The organism is Sphingobacterium alimentarium, assembly GCF_004342685.1.
Taxonomy (GTDB): Bacteria; Bacteroidota; Bacteroidia; order Sphingobacteriales; family Sphingobacteriaceae; genus Sphingobacterium; species Sphingobacterium alimentarium.
Genome location: NZ_SMBZ01000035.1, coordinates 1 through 14,880, shown reverse-complemented (window position 1 = coordinate 14,880; position 14,880 = coordinate 1). Strand labels below are relative to the sequence as shown.

Below are 14,880 nucleotides of genomic sequence, written 5' to 3'. Positions count from 1 at the left end.
GTATTGACCAATACAAAAAGTAAATAAATGTTAAATCTTAAATCGGAAGTACAGATAAGTTGATAAATATTCCTATAAATCATCATAAATCCTTACTTTCGCAGTGTAAAAAACAATAGCTTTATGTCAGTGTTAGAACAAGGCTCTCCCAGAAAAAAAACAAAATCAGTATACATTTCTACTGTTATAAGTATTGCATTGGTATTACTTATGACAGGATTATTAGGCTTAATATTAGTACATGCTAAGAATCTTTCTAAATATGTAAAAGAAAACATCGTGCTAAATGTCATTGTTAACGACAATGTCAACGAAGGCGATGTACTTTCATTGCAAAAGGATTTGGAAAAAGAAGAATATGTATTGCGTACTGAATACGTATCCAAGGAATTGGCGGCGAAAAATCTAAAAGAAGATTTGGGTGAAGATTTCGTCGAATATTTGGGCTCTAATCCCCTATTACCTTCGATTGACATTTACCTGAAAGAACAATATGCTAACGGAGATAGTATCCAACCTTTTATTGATAAAGTATCTCAAAATAGCCGTGTAAAGGAAATTGTCTACCAAGAATCTCTAATTGATATGGTAAACAAAAACATTCGCGTGATTTCTATTGTGGTATTGGCTTTTACAGTGATTTTACTTGTGATCGCGATTGCCTTAATCAACAATACTATCCGTTTGGCCATTTACTCCCAACGTTTCTTAATTAAGAGTATGCAACTTATTGGTGCTACCAAAGGTTTCATTCGCAAACCTTATATCTTATACGGTATTGCGCATGGCTTAATAGGTGCTTTGATTGCTATTCTATTATTGATATTCACCTTACAATTTGCACAGAAACAAGTTCCTGAACTTATTTTCTTACAAAATTGGGCACAGTTTATCGCTATTTTCATTGTGGTAGTCGCTCTAGGCATTTTGATTTCGGCATTGAGCACATACTTTGCTGTCACGAAATATTTAAAAGCGAAGTCTCACAGTCTTTACCGCTAATTATTCTTAAACCTTACTCTTGAATTTATATATGTCAGTAAATAAAAATATTACCAATTCGGACAAGAAGAATACACCTCTCGTATTCCAAAAAGTAAATTATCAACTCTTCATAGCGAGTGTAGTTGTTGTTGCCATAGGTTTCTTGCTGATGATGGGAACAGAGGATATATACAGTTTCACAAAAATCACTTTAGCGCCCCTAGTCGTTGTATTGGGATTCGCTTTGGGTTTTGTAGCTATTTTATATAAAACGAAAAAGTAATTTTTCTATTTTCTTTATTAAATGAGTTATTTCGAAGCTATTATTTTAGCAATAATTGAAGGCCTTACGGAATTTTTACCTGTATCTTCTACCGGCCATATGATTATCGGTACCGCGTTGATGGGTATTGAGCCTTCAGCCTTTGTCAAATTGTTTACAATCGTTATCCAATTAGGGACTATCCTATCCGTATTGGTACTATATTGGAAAAGATTCTTCAAGTCCATGGATTTCTATTACAAGCTTGTAGTAGCGGCAATTCCTGCTTCTATCCTGGGTTTGATATTGAATGACTTTATCGATTCTTTATTAGAAAGTCCGCTGATGGTGGGTGTCATGTTAGTTATCGGTGGTGTTATTCTATTGTTTGTAGATAAATGGTTTAATAAACCTACTATTGAAAATTCGGATGAAATCTCGTACAAGCAAGCATTTATCATTGGCTGGTACCAATGTTTGGCGTTGATCCCGGGCACATCCCGATCGGCCAGTACGATTGTAGGTGGGATGACACAAAAGTTGACACGTAAAGCGGCAGCGGAATTTTCATTCTTCTTAGCCATTCCAATGATGTTAGGAGCTTCGATTGTCAAATTGTACAAATTCTTCAAAGAAGGACATACTTTTACCGGAGAAGAGATTAATTTATTAATTGTAGGAAATTTAGTTGGTTTTGTGGTAGCCATTATTGCCATCAAGACTTTTATAGATATATTGACAAAATACGGTTTCAAACTATTTGGTTGGTATAGAATTGTGGTTGGGTTAGTGATTATAGCCATGCTCCTAAGTGGACATAGCTTACAGATTATTTAATGGAAGAAATTCAAAAAGATAAAATATTTGCATTCGCAGAAGGTGAAGTGCTATTAGTTGACAAACCAAAGACATGGACGAGTTTTGATGTGGTGGGTAAGCTGCGCAATACGATGAAGCCGCTGAAACTAAAAGTTGGGCATGCAGGTACGCTAGACCCATTAGCGACAGGCTTATTGATTATCTGTACAGGAAAGTTGACCAAACAAATAGATTCATATCAAGCAGAAGATAAAGAATACACGGGCACCATTACATTAGGTGCTACGACTCCTTCATATGATTTAGAAACTGAAATCGATCAGACATTTGATATATCTTCGATCACCGAAGAACAAATCCGAGCGGCTGCTCAAACATTAAAAGGTGAAATAGACCAATTCCCGCCTGCTCACTCCGCCCTAAAAATCAATGGCGAACGAGTGTACGAAAAAGCTAGACGCGGTGAAGAGGTCGAATTAAAATCCCGCAGAGTGACAATCAGCTCCTTTGAAATTGAAAAAATAGAATTACCGCTCATATATTTTAAGATAAAATGTTCGAAAGGAACATACATCCGTTCTATAGCACACGATTTAGGTAAAGCGCTCAACAGCGGCTCTTACCTTTCGAGTTTGCGTAGGACAATGAGTGGAAATTTCCATGTAGACAATGCGTGGAATCTGGAAGAGTTGATTGCTGTTATTAGAGAACAAAAATCTTCTTCACTTCAAACCGTATAGTATTAACGATGAAAATATATAGAAGCTTAGATGAGTTTGAGCCGCTTGAAAATGCTATAGTTACCATAGGTACATTTGACGGTGTGCACGTAGGTCATCAAAAAATACTGAAAAAACTCGTTGATTGTGCGAAAGAAACCGGTGGCGAAACTGTCCTTCTTACCTTCTTTCCGCACCCTCGTTTGATTATCAATCCTAATGATGATAGCTTACGACTGATCAATGATATTGAAGAAAAAACCCATCAATTGGCTTTATGTGGCCTTGACCACCTTATCATAACTCCTTTTACACGTGATTTCTCTAATCTTTCACCTGAAGAATACATACGCAATGTATTGGTGGATAAATTAGGTACCAAAACGATTATCATCGGCTACGACCACCATTTTGGCAAGGATCGTAAAGGAACTATTAAGGATTTGGTAAGTTTCTCTGAGATTTTTGATTTCGAGGTCAAAGAAATAGCTAAACAAGATATTGAAGATGTAGCGGTATCGTCGACAATCGTACGCGAAGCACTAATCAAAGGGGATATTGATATTGCTAACAAATACTTGGGCTATCCTTTTGAATTGACAGGTACGGTCGAAAAAGGCGATCAAATAGGACGTCAAATTGGTTTTCCGACAGCGAATTTGCACGTACACGAATCCCATAAACTCATTCCTGCCTATGGAATCTATGCGGTAGAAGTGGATATCTATCCCAATGTACCGCAAATCGTCAGTGGCGAATATGAAGAAACGGCGATTCTAAATAAAGCTATCGGAATGTGTTATATTGGTACACGTCCTACTGTTGATGGCATGAATCGTAAAATCGAAGTAAACGTGCTCGATTTTCATGAAGACCTGTACGATAGAACAGTTCGTATAAAATTCAAGAAATTCATCCGCTCCGACGAACGCTTCGAGACACTCGCAGAACTACAACAGCAGATAAAAGTCGACGAACAGGAAATCAGGGCTTATTTCAATCAGAAATAGAAGAACTGACTGACTGATTCCATTAAAAATAAAAACAGCCTTAATCAAACTATTAAGGCTGTCAAACTAACCAACTATAACTATATATATGTCTAACCTTTGTTAGGCTGCTCTACTTTTTTATGATCTCTACGGTGACCTTTCTTTCCTTCTCTATCACCTTTAAATTTTTCGGCGCGTGCATTGAACTTTTCTTTCCAAATCGTTTGTTGCTCTGGAGTTAATACACTCATAAATTTCTCGTTATGGGCCATTCTCTCTTTGCGCGCTTCAGCACGCTCTTTGTTGCGAATTTCGCTTTTCGCTTTCATTTCTTTTGCTTGGTCAAGGTGAAGTTTATACACTTCTTCACGTTGCTTAGCGGTAAGATTTAAATCCTTACCAAATTGTTCTGTACGTTTTTCCGCTATCTGCTCAGGTGTCAATTTAACCATTTCTTTATGTACATAATTTTTGCGCACATAAGATTTCTTTTCCATTTTATTTTCTTTCACTTCTTCTTGAGCAAAAGATGCAAAACTAATACCTGATAATAATATTGCTAATGATAAAAACTTTTTCATGTTTGATCTCCTTTTTAAATTTTTAATAACCTTTATATCTCAATAGAATATTAAAACACCTAAATGTTTAATCTGTAAAAGTTAAAAATTGTTAAGAGAAATGAGGAGAGGATAGGTCTATAAACAAAAAAATGCTTTTGTATGGAAAAGCACGTCTTTTTTAGTTAAACTTTCATCAGAAAGCTAACTGTAGTGTTAACGTTTCTGATTTTCTTTTTCTTCGGGTTTTGAAGGTTTTTCTACAAATCCCCAATTGGTTACATAGTACATGTAAGGGCTCCTAGTGAGCAAGGTTTGGTTTTCTTTTTCTTTCTCTTTTTTAATCATATTTGACGTTTCTTTTATATTTAATTATATAATAATGTACAATAACCGCGCCAAAGTCAATGTACTGTCAATATAGCATATAAAACAAAAGCCCGATGAAATCTCACCAGGCCTAATGTTTATATACTAAATAATTACTTCGATTGATTGGATCGAATAATATTCAAAGCAGCTCCAGCCTTGAACCAGCCTATCTGTTGTGCATTATAGGTATGATTCACCTGAATTTGTTCTGAAGTACCATCTTGATGATTCAACACTACTGTCAGTGGCTCATTAGGTGCAAAAGTTGTTAATCCTACGATATCTATAGAATCGTTCTCTTGGATTTTATTGTAATCATCCTTGTCTACGAAAGTCAAAGCCAACATACCTTGTTTTTTCAAGTTAGTTTCGTGAATACGTGCAAATGATTTCACCAATACAGCACGTACGCCCAAGTGACGTGGCTCCATAGCCGCATGCTCACGCGATGAACCTTCACCATAGTTTTCATCACCGACGATGATCGTACCTACGCCAGCAGCCTTATACGCACGTTGCGTAGCAGGAACAGGTCCGTACTCCCCTGTCAATTGATTTTTGACGTAATCTGTCTTATCATTAAAGAAGTTTACTGCCCCAATTAACAGATTGTTTGAAATATTATCCAAGTGACCTCGGTATTTCAACCATGGACCCGCCATGGAGATATGGTCCGTCGTGGTTTTACCTTTTGTTTTAATCAATAATTTCAATCCCTTCAGATCGGTACCCTCCCAAGCTGGGAATGGATCCAACAATTGTAAACGATCGGAAGTAGGTGATACAGCCACCTCTACAGATGAACCATCTTCTGCTGGCGCCTGATACCCCGGATCTTCAACATCAAAACCTTTAGCTGGAAGTTCATCCCCCGTAGGTGGATCAAGCTTCACTTGCTCCCCATTTCTGTTGGTCAGCGTATCCGTAACAGGATTGAATCCTAAGTCACCAGAAATTGCAATGGCGGCAACCATTTCAGGAGAAGTTACAAAAGCATATGTATTTGGGTTACCATCGGCGCGTTTCGCAAAGTTACGGTTGAAAGAGTGCACGATTGTGTTTTTCTCTTGTTTCTCCGCTCCAGCACGATCCCACATTCCGATACAAGGACCACATGCATTGGTAAAGATTGTCGCATTCAGATCTTCGAAAGTTTTTAATAAACCATCGCGGTCTGCTGTGTAGCGCACCTGCTCTGAACCTGGGTTAATACCAAACTCGGCTTTAGTGACTAAGCCTTTTTCCACAGCTTGTTTTGCAATGGAAGCTGCGCGGGATAGATCCTCATAAGACGAGTTCGTACAAGAACCAATTAACCCCCATTCCACTGCTAAAGGCCAGCCATTTTTGGCAGCTTCCTCACGCATGCGCGATACGGGTGTATATAAATCTGGTGTAAATGGACCATTCAACGAAGGCTCCAACTCCGAAAGATTAATTTCAATGATTTGATCAAAATATTGTTCTGGATCGGCATACACTTCAGGGTCCCCTGTCAAATGATGTTTAATCATATTGGCGGCATCGGCAATTTCTTCACGACCTGTAGCACGTAGATAGCGCTCCATCGAATCGTCATATCCAAATGTAGAAGTAGTCGCACCGATTTCCGCACCCATATTACAGATCGTACCTTTACCAGTACAAGACAGCGATTCCGCGCCTTCCCCAAAATATTCGACGATAGCACCGGTACCACCTTTTACAGTCAGGATACCTGCCACTTTCAAGATTACATCTTTAGGTGCAGCCCAACCGGACAACTTACCTGTTAATTTTATACCTATTAATTTAGGAAATTTCAATTCCCATGGAAGGCCTGCCATCACATCACATGCATCAGCACCACCGACGCCAATAGCCACCATACCAAGACCACCAGCATTTACCGTATGTGAATCCGTACCAATCATCAATCCTCCTGGGAAAGCATAATTTTCTAAGACCACTTGGTGAATAATACCTGCTCCTGGTTTCCAGAATCCTATGCCATATTTATTCGAAACAGAACTTAAGAAGTTAAAAACTTCAGAACTTTCATTTTTAGCGCGTGCCAAATCCTGCTCCGCGCCTTCTTTAGCTTGGATTAGGTGATCACAGTGTACAGTGGACGGAACAGCGACTTTTGGACGACCTGCTTGCATAAATTGCAATAACGCCATCTGTGCTGTCGCATCTTGCATCGCTACACGATCCGGTGCGAAATCTACATAAGATTTACCACGTTCGTAGGCTTCCGTTGCATTACCATCCCAAAGGTGTGCGTAAAGGATTTTTTCTGAAAGAGTCAATGGTTTATTTACAATCTGACGTGCCGCTGCGATGCGTTCATCATATTGAGAATAAACTTTCTTGATCATGTCTATATCAAATGCCATATCTATTTAATTTAATTCTAAAATTGACAAAGACAATTTACTATTATTTTTTAATAAGTTTGGTTTAGTAAATGTCATTTAGATTATTTAAAATGAATCTATACATTCTAATTAACTAATCTAACAAAAGAATTCCGCTATTGTTCTACGGTAAATCCATTAAAACAGTTGCCCGACTGTATCATGATGTTTAGCTTTATTTTCTCGCCTGTTGCTTGCTTATTGAGCACAATCGTTAGCTTATTATCACCAATACGTTCTATAGTAAACTGCTCGTACTCCAGTCTGAAATCCTTATGTGTCGGGTTAGTTGAAGTTGGCTCTATTAATTCGCCATTTACTAACACATTGCTAAGCCACCATCCCTTATAAATCACTTGAACATCATAGCGATATCCCTCCTCTACCAATTTAGGTGCTGGAACGGCTATCCGAATGGGAGAGTCACACTTTCCAACCATTTCTTTTCCACAAGACAAAAAAACACCTGATATAATAAGGAGTGAGATTAAAATACGCATAATTAAAGTTATTAAATATAAGATTAATTGTAAAAATAAAGAAGGCTACCCATTTCAGAATAGCCTTTAATTTATAATATAGTTAAAATAGTATTAATTTGTAGATATAGGAGCAAATTTCGTCAAGTTGATACCTTGTACAGCTGCTTTGTACTCTTCGATAGTAGGAATACGACCTAAAATCGCTGAAAGAACAACAACTGGCGTGGACGCTAACAAAGATTCACCTTTTTTGCCATCTCTATCTTCCACGACACGACCTTGGAAAAGACGTGTAGAAGTAGCCATTACGGTGTCACCTTTAGCAGCTTTCTCTTGATTACCCATACATAAGTTACAGCCTGGACGTTCTAAGTACAAGATGTTTTCATATTCTGTACGAGCAGTAGATTTTGGCATCGCATCGTTGAATTCGAAACCTGAGTATTTTTGTAAAAATTCCCAGTCACCTTCAGCTTTCAACTCATCAATGATGTTGTACGTAGGCGCAGCAACCACCAATGGCGCATTGAATGCTACATAACCTTTTTGCGCCTCAACGTTTTTCAACATCTGAGAAACAATTTTTAGGTCATCTTTGTGTACCATACATGAACCTACGAATCCCAAATCTACCTTTTTATCCGCACCGTAGAATGATAATTCACGGATTGTATCGTGCGTATAGCGTTTAGAAACGTCAGCGTTGTTAACATCCGGGTCAGCAATCATTGGCTCATCGATAATGTCCAAATCAATTACTACCTCAGCATAATATTTCGCATTCGCATCCGGTTGTAGAGCTGGTTTTTCGCCAGATCTGATTTCTGCAATACGTTTGTTTGCTTTATCAATTAATCCTTGTAATACTTGATTGTGGTTGTCCATGCCTTTCTCGATCATAATTTGAATACGAGATTTAGCAATTTCTAACGATTGGATTAATGTTTCGTCTTGGGAGATACAGATGGAAGCCTTCGCTTTCATCTCTGCAGTCCAATCCGTGAATGTAAACGCTTGATCCGCCAATAATGTACCGATATGTACTTCAATGATACGACCTTGGAATACATTTTCTCCGTCGAATTGTTGCAACATTTGCGCTTGCGTAGCATGTACCACATCACGGAAATCCATGTGCTCTTTCATCGTACCTTTGAAAGTCACTTTTACCGACTCTGGAATAGGCATTGAAGCTTCACCCGTCGCTAAAGCTAAAGCCACAGTACCTGAATCGGCACCGAAAGCTACACCTTTGGACATACGTGTGTGCGAGTCACCACCGATGATGATAGCCCACTCGTCAACTGTAATGTCATTCAATACTTTGTGAATAACGTCAGTCATCGCATGGTATTCACCTTGAGGGTCACGAGCTGTAATAACACCAAACTCATTCATAAACTTCATCAATTTAGGAATGTTTGCTTGAGCTTTTTTGTCCCACACTGAAGCAGTATGACAACCCGATTGGTATGCACCATCTACAACTGGAGAAATAACCGTTGCAGCCATTGATTCCAACTCTTGTGCTGTCATCAAACCTGTAGTATCTTGCGAGCCTACGATGTTCACTTTCACGCGCACGTCAGAACCTGCATGCAATGTTTTACCTGGTGTAACACCAACTGCATTTTTATTGAAGATCTTTTCAACAGCAGTCAAACCTTGACCTTCAACAGAAACTTCTTTAGCAGGAGCAAATACTGTAGGTGCTGTAACACCTAGAGTTTGCGCTGCGAAAGTTTGGATTTTTTTACCAAATACGATAGCGTAAGAACCACCTGCTTTGATAAACTCTAATTTTTGAGGAGTTAAAGATTTAGAAATATCTTTTAATTCAACCTCGCCGTTGTATAATTTTTTAGTTTTTGTATTGATAGTCAACACTGTACCTGTAGCAACAGAATATACTTCTTCTAATACAGGATCACCAGCTTCATTTCGCACAACATTTCCGTCAGCATCCACTTGTTTTTTCCAGTTTTGCAAATCGATACCAATACCACCAGTCACATCAACCGTAGTTAAGAAAATTGGCGAAATACCGTTTGTACCTGCTACAATCGGTGCAATATTGACAAATGGAATGTATGGAGATGCTTGTTTACCTGTCCAAAGTGCCACGTTGTTGACACCTGACATACGAGATGAACCCACACCCATCGTACCTTTTTCAGCGATCAACATCACGCTCGCATCCGGGTGTTGTCTTTTCAAGTCTTCGATTTCAGCCTGTGCCTGCGGAGTAATCATACATTTACCGTGCAACTCACGATCCGAGCGCGAGTGCGCTTGATTACCTGGTGACAATAAATCTGTAGAAATATCCCCTTCAGCAGCAATATAAGTTACTACTTTGATTTCCTCTGGAACCTCTGGTAGTTTGGTGAAAAATTCCGCTTGCGCGTAACTTTCTAAAATATCTTTTGCAATAGCATTACCTGCTTGGTAAGCAGCCGCTAAACGTGCTGTATCTGCGTCGTATAAGAATACTTGAGTTTTTAATACTTCAGCAGCCTGCTTAGCAATTACCTCATTTTCGCCCAAAGCGATATCCAATAATACTTTGATTGAAGGACCACCTTTCATGTGGGATAACAATTCAAAAGCAAAGTCTGGAGTAATCTCAGCCACAGTTTCCTGACCGAGAATAATTTCTTTTAAAAATTGAGCCTTCACAACAGCTGCTGGAGTAGTTCCCGGCAAAGTATTGTAAATGAACAAACGCAGAGACTCTATTCTGTGCTCATTAGTAGTGTCTTTAATTTGGGCTATCACTTCACTCAAAAGCTCTGCTCCATCAATCGGTTTAGGATGTAATCCCTGACCTTTTCGTTCTACAACCTCTAGTAAGTAATCGTTGTAAATACTCATATATTCTTTCAAAATTATGGCAGACAAAAGCTGTTTTAGCGCGGTCTACCTTGTATAACAAAAAATAAGCTAATGCAAATGAAATAGTGTACCGCACTATTCTCAAATCGACAGCCCTTCACTCTCCCCCTCTTTGTTGAAAATTTATCAATATTCAACAATTCTTTTAACGCGCAAAATTACTAAAAATCAATAGTTAATATCACCTTAGCAAGAGGAGAAACTTAATTTGGAATTATTCTAAACAAAACACCAAACCTATGTTAGGTTATTAAAAAAAGGCGGAAATTTTTCAAAAATTACCGCCTTCCACTGTGTTATACTTGTTTTATAGTAATATCTACATCTTTCAGCGCAGCGATAGTCGCTAGTGGATCTTCTGCAGTAAAAACAAAAGAGCCGGCAACCAGTACGTCCGCACCTGCCTCTAATAGTTGAGTAGCATTCCCAGAGGTCACGCCTCCATCGATTTCAATCAGCAAATCCGCATTGATTCCTGCAGCCATAGCGCGCAATTCTTTGATCTTCGTATAAGTTTGAGGAATAAACTTTTGTCCCCCGAATCCTGGATTTACCGACATCAGACACACCAAGTCCAAGTCTTGGATGACATCCTTCAATAAGTGAACTGGGGTATGTGGATTTAGGGCAACACCCGCTTTACACCCTAATTCTTTGATTGCCGCCAACGTGCGGTGCAAGTGTGTACATGCCTCATAATGAACTGTAATAACTGCTGCACCATTATCCTTACAGGTTTTCAAATAGCGATCGGGATCTACAATCATCAAGTGCACATCCAAAGGTTTGGCAGCATGCTTGGCAATTGCGTTCATCACCGGAAAACCAAAAGATATATTAGGCACAAAAACACCATCCATGATATCAATGTGGAACCAATCCGCTTGACTGGCATTGACCATCTTAACATCTCTCTCCAAATTTCCAAAGTCAGCCGCTAGAACTGAAGGAGCGATTAAATGTTTATTATTTGACATGAAATACTTATTAAAATTTGGCACAAAGATACTTCTATTATTTACCCTTTACAAAACAAATATGCTTATTGACATTCCTTCAATATTATGTGGCGTAGGTTCGTTAATTAAGGGTAGAATTAGTTACTTTTGATAATATTTTGGTATAATTCTAAATATTTATACAGCGTGGCAAAACTTAAAATCAACTATATAGATCACAAACTTCACAACGACTCTCCTCTTATCAAATATGGAATGCTCGTTTTGACGGTTTTTTTAATCTGTCTCTTTCTTCCTCAACAGCCCCGATTTGAATATGAATTTCAAAAAGGCAAAGTATGGAATCATGAAAATCTAATTTCTCCCTACAATTTTGCCATCAATAAAACCAAAGAGGAACTTGATCGCGATCGTCAACACATATTAAAAACTGTACAGCCGATTTATAATCTGCAAGCAACGGTGAGTAAAGAACAGACAGATCTTTTCCTGACCGATATAGCCGAAAAATGGCAAAGCAGTCAGATGGACACCATTCCTAGCCTCGACCTGCAGAAGTATAAGCAAAAAGGCGTAGAAATATTAGAGTACGTCTATAGAAGAGGAATTCTATCGCTTAATAATAGGTATCAGAATAAAGGCGAAGATGCTGAAAAGGTTAGCACGACAGAGGCTAACTACAACTTTACGCTAATAGACAATAACGTCGCCACACAAAAAAATACAGCCGATTGTTTCACTATTGAATCTGCTATTGAATATGCGCACAATGCCCTGCAGAGTGATCCATCCATAGTGCGTAAACTCTGGCTTGAAGAAGTTCTCCAAAATTACATTACGGTCAATTTTATTTTCAATGAATCGCTGACCAATAAAATCGAACAAACCGCGCTCAGCAATATATCGACCACGCGTGGAATGGTTCAAAAAGGTGAACTTATAGCGGAAAAGGACAAAATCATCAATAATGATACCTATCAAAAGTTGGAGTCCCTGCGCAAAGTATTTGAAGACGAAGCACGTATTTCGGGAGATAAAACCTACGTCTCGCTTGGGCAATTCCTAGTCGTGGGGCTGTCCATGAGTTTATTGATGGTGTTCCTATTTTTCTTCCGTAAGAATATCTACAACAACAATAGGCTTTTGGCTATTATTTATATTGTGATTATCGGAATGCTTGGAGCTTTTTCATGGGCTATGCACCTGCGTATCTCGAGTCTTTACTTTATTCCTTATTGTGGGGTGCCTATTATATTCCGTATTCTTTTTGACACCCGTGTCGCGCTGAATATACATTTGCTGATGGTGCTGATTACTGCGCTTTTTGTACCTAACAGTTATGATTTTGTGTTTTTACAATTCATGTCCGGACTAGTGGCAATATACAGTATCAAAACGATGGTCAAGCGCGAACAGTTCCTTATTTCCAGTTTGCTCATATTGACCACATACATCATCGGATACATTGGGCTCGTACTAACGCGCAATGGTTCCTTCAGCAGCATCTATTGGGCAGACTTACTACCATTTTTTGTGAGCGTAGGCTTGACGCTATTGGCCTATCCCTTGATCTATGCTTTCGAAAAATTATTTGGGATCGTGTCGGATTTGACGCTGATGGAATTAACCAATTCCAATTCAAAATTATTGCGCGAACTCTCCCTAAAGGCTCCCGGTACTTTTCAGCATTCCCTTCAGGTAGCCAACCTAGCCGAAGCTGCCATTTATAAAATTGGAGGTAACTCCCTCCTCGTGCGTGCTGGCGCCTTGTATCACGATATTGGTAAGATAGTGAATCCACTATATTTTATAGAAAATCAAAAGACAGGTATAAATCCCCACAAGGAACTGACCTCGGAGCAAAGTGCGCAAATCATTATTTCGCACGTACTCAAAGGGATCGATATAGCCAAAAGACATCAGCTTCCAGAGGTCATCATCGACTTCATACGGACGCACCACGGAACTACTCGTGTGGATTATTTCTACAATGAATTTATCACCAACAATCCAGACAAACTCGTAGACGAAACCCTGTTTCACTATCCTGGACCTATACCATTTTCGAAAGAAACGGCTGTGCTCATGCTGGCCGACTCGGTAGAAGCGGCTGCACGTTCGCTAAAGGAGCCTACAAAGGATTCCATCAGCAATCTGGTGGATAAGATTGTGGACTATAAATTGGTTCAAAAGCAGTTTAGCAAGGCGAATATCACCATGAAAGATATAAGTGACGTAAGCAGCATCTTCAAAAATATGCTGATGAGCATATACCATGTCCGTATCGATTACGAAACAAGTAAAAGAAAAGATAATCCCGCATAAAACGATATTATTGACGCTCAGATTGTTAATAATTACGGCTAAAAAAATATTAAAAAATCTGCCTTCAAAGTTTGTAGAATCGATTTTTTGCGTTATGTTTGCAATGTCGAAACACGGAGAGGTGCCTGAGAGGCCGAAAGGAACAGTTTGCTAAACTGTCGTACTGGAAACGGTACCGCGGGTTCGAATCCCGCTCTCTCCGCCAAGACTTCTAAAAGCTTAATCCCACAAGATTAAGCTTTTTTTATTTTTGAATGGTGTATATTTGGTTGCAAAATAATTAGTTTAGTAGTTTTGGATCAAGCAGAATTATCCTATAGGATACAGTTCCTATACTTTAATTATCCTCTTGTATCTCGATACTTTATAAACCCAAAAATAATTCCTGGAGTAATATAGCTTGGTTGTCGTTCATTATAGAGTAGGAAGGTAATCATTATTTGATTACCTGACCCCTCACACCACCGTACGTGCCGTTCGGCATACGGCGGTTCATTAAACATTAACAGTCTTTGGGGCTATTATATCGGTTAGGTATAATAGTCCTTCTTTCTTTAAAAATGCAGTGGTAAGCGTTCGTTTTAGGATTGGGCTATTTACAGTGCGCCACGGGCCTTTACGGGTATTACCCCATTGATAAGCTTGATTGGAAGTCACTCCTAATTTCTTAAGCTCCCTCACACGCGTCTTGACCCTCTTCCATTGGTTCCAGTAACATAGTCTAACACGGCTGCGCATCCATTCGTCTAAGGTTGAGAATATACTGCGTGTGCGCCAAGGACGTGTAACAATACTCTTTTCTACATTTACTTTCAGTTTTAGTTCCTTTTCAATGTACTTACTGATGCTTTCCATTACTCGATCTCCTGCTCGTTTACTTTTAACATAGATACTACGTCGAGTAGGCCTCAGGAACTGCCCCCGAAGCCCCTCACAGATCCGGACGTGAGACTCTCGCCTCATCCGGCTCCTATTATTCAGTCTTCAATTTTCTTCGTTTATGATTAGATCATTGCAGGTCGTACAACTAGTCGCCAGTGCGAAAATAGATTGGGTTTTTGTTTACACATTCTCCCGAGTAATCGTATTGCTCTGGTTCGGTGGCCTCTTAC

At 39.0% G+C, this 14,880-nt stretch carries 13 protein-coding genes and 1 tRNA gene; 7 read left to right on the top strand and 7 right to left on the bottom strand.

Going from position 1 to position 14,880, the window contains the following annotated elements:
* Positions 1 to 123: 123 nt before the first annotated feature.
* Genes EDC17_RS12060 through EDC17_RS12040 form a run of 5 tightly spaced genes read left to right on the top strand, consistent with a single transcriptional unit; the run spans position 124 to position 3,794 of the window.
* Positions 124 to 1,002, top strand: coding sequence for a cell division protein FtsX (locus tag EDC17_RS12060; RefSeq protein ID WP_132778324.1), 879 nt, complete (start codon positions 124 to 126; stop codon positions 1,000 to 1,002).
* A 31-nt stretch (positions 1,003 to 1,033) separates the two neighbouring features.
* On the top strand, positions 1,034 to 1,267 hold the full coding sequence (locus EDC17_RS12055) for a DUF3098 domain-containing protein (RefSeq protein ID WP_132778323.1): 234 nt from the start codon (positions 1,034 to 1,036) through the stop codon (positions 1,265 to 1,267).
* Positions 1,268 to 1,288: 21 nt separating this feature from the next.
* A complete protein-coding gene (locus EDC17_RS12050) occupies positions 1,289 to 2,083 on the top strand; it encodes an undecaprenyl-diphosphate phosphatase (protein WP_132778322.1) in 795 nt (264 codons plus the stop codon).
* Positions 2,083 to 2,805, top strand: coding sequence for a tRNA pseudouridine(55) synthase TruB (gene truB / locus EDC17_RS12045; protein ID WP_132778321.1), 723 nt, complete (start codon positions 2,083 to 2,085; stop codon positions 2,803 to 2,805). Before EDC17_RS12050 ends, truB begins: the two co-directional genes overlap by 1 nt.
* Positions 2,806 to 2,813: 8 nt before the next feature.
* Entirely contained in the window at positions 2,814 to 3,794 is a 981-nt protein-coding gene (locus tag EDC17_RS12040; RefSeq protein ID WP_132778320.1) for a bifunctional riboflavin kinase/FAD synthetase, read from the top strand.
* 92 nt (positions 3,795 to 3,886) lie between these two features.
* On the opposite strand, the gene EDC17_RS12035 is transcribed toward EDC17_RS12040, so the two are convergent.
* From EDC17_RS12035 to rpe, 6 genes are all read right to left on the bottom strand, one after another.
* The gene (locus EDC17_RS12035; protein ID WP_132778319.1) at positions 3,887 to 4,357 is read right to left on the bottom strand and encodes a hypothetical protein; all 471 of its coding nucleotides are present in this window, start codon (positions 4,355 to 4,357) and stop codon (positions 3,887 to 3,889) included.
* Between the two features lie 195 nt (positions 4,358 to 4,552).
* A complete protein-coding gene (locus EDC17_RS17430; protein ID WP_262708192.1) occupies positions 4,553 to 4,684 on the bottom strand; it encodes a hypothetical protein in 132 nt (43 codons plus the stop codon).
* A 134-nt stretch (positions 4,685 to 4,818) separates the two neighbouring features.
* Positions 4,819 to 7,086: an aconitate hydratase gene (locus EDC17_RS12030; RefSeq protein WP_132778318.1), complete on the bottom strand. Its 2,268-nt coding sequence runs from the start codon at positions 7,084 to 7,086 to the stop codon at positions 4,819 to 4,821.
* A 137-nt stretch (positions 7,087 to 7,223) separates the two neighbouring features.
* Entirely contained in the window at positions 7,224 to 7,607 is a 384-nt protein-coding gene (locus EDC17_RS12025) for a hypothetical protein (protein ID WP_132778317.1), read from the bottom strand.
* Between the two features lie 93 nt (positions 7,608 to 7,700).
* Positions 7,701 to 10,463 carry a bifunctional aconitate hydratase 2/2-methylisocitrate dehydratase gene (locus EDC17_RS12020; RefSeq protein WP_132778316.1) on the bottom strand — a complete coding sequence of 921 codons (2,763 nt, stop codon included), beginning with the start codon at positions 10,461 to 10,463 and terminating at the stop codon, positions 7,701 to 7,703.
* 317 nt (positions 10,464 to 10,780) lie between these two features.
* Positions 10,781 to 11,461 (bottom strand): ribulose-phosphate 3-epimerase, encoded by a 681-nt coding sequence (gene rpe, locus EDC17_RS12015; protein WP_132778315.1) that lies wholly within the window; start codon positions 11,459 to 11,461, stop codon positions 10,781 to 10,783.
* 168 nt (positions 11,462 to 11,629) lie between these two features.
* Between rpe and EDC17_RS12010 the strand changes: the two genes are divergently transcribed.
* Both EDC17_RS12010 and EDC17_RS12005 read left to right on the top strand, forming a co-directional pair.
* Positions 11,630 to 13,768 (top strand): HD family phosphohydrolase, encoded by a 2,139-nt coding sequence (locus tag EDC17_RS12010; protein WP_394343360.1) that lies wholly within the window; start codon positions 11,630 to 11,632, stop codon positions 13,766 to 13,768.
* A gap of 115 nt (positions 13,769 to 13,883) precedes the next feature.
* Positions 13,884 to 13,973 (top strand) — tRNA-Ser (locus EDC17_RS12005).
* Between the two features lie 290 nt (positions 13,974 to 14,263).
* Here EDC17_RS12005 and EDC17_RS12000 read toward each other — a convergent pair.
* Complete coding sequence (locus EDC17_RS12000; RefSeq protein ID WP_132778314.1) at positions 14,264 to 14,731, bottom strand: group II intron maturase-specific domain-containing protein; 468 nt, start codon at positions 14,729 to 14,731, stop codon at positions 14,264 to 14,266.
* Positions 14,732 to 14,880 lie beyond the last annotated feature (149 nt).

Bases quoted from the DNA above. Each gene is read 5' to 3' on its own strand.
- EDC17_RS12060 (WP_132778324.1), top strand. From the start codon at position 124: ATGTCAGTGTTAGAACAAGGCTCTCCCAGAAAAAAAACAAAATCAGTA.
- EDC17_RS12055 (WP_132778323.1), top strand. From the start codon at position 1,034: ATGTCAGTAAATAAAAATATTACCAATTCGGACAAGAAGAATACACCT.
- EDC17_RS12050 (WP_132778322.1), top strand. From the start codon at position 1,289: ATGAGTTATTTCGAAGCTATTATTTTAGCAATAATTGAAGGCCTTACG.
- truB (WP_132778321.1), top strand. From the start codon at position 2,083: ATGGAAGAAATTCAAAAAGATAAAATATTTGCATTCGCAGAAGGTGAA.
- EDC17_RS12040 (WP_132778320.1), top strand. From the start codon at position 2,814: ATGAAAATATATAGAAGCTTAGATGAGTTTGAGCCGCTTGAAAATGCT.
- EDC17_RS12035 (WP_132778319.1), bottom strand. From the start codon at position 4,357: ATGAAAAAGTTTTTATCATTAGCAATATTATTATCAGGTATTAGTTTT.
- EDC17_RS17430 (WP_262708192.1), bottom strand. From the start codon at position 4,684: ATGATTAAAAAAGAGAAAGAAAAAGAAAACCAAACCTTGCTCACTAGG.
- EDC17_RS12030 (WP_132778318.1), bottom strand. From the start codon at position 7,086: ATGGCATTTGATATAGACATGATCAAGAAAGTTTATTCTCAATATGAT.
- EDC17_RS12025 (WP_132778317.1), bottom strand. From the start codon at position 7,607: ATGCGTATTTTAATCTCACTCCTTATTATATCAGGTGTTTTTTTGTCT.
- EDC17_RS12020 (WP_132778316.1), bottom strand. From the start codon at position 10,463: ATGAGTATTTACAACGATTACTTACTAGAGGTTGTAGAACGAAAAGGT.
- rpe (WP_132778315.1), bottom strand. From the start codon at position 11,461: ATGTCAAATAATAAACATTTAATCGCTCCTTCAGTTCTAGCGGCTGAC.
- EDC17_RS12000 (WP_132778314.1), bottom strand. From the start codon at position 14,731: ATGAGGCGAGAGTCTCACGTCCGGATCTGTGAGGGGCTTCGGGGGCAG.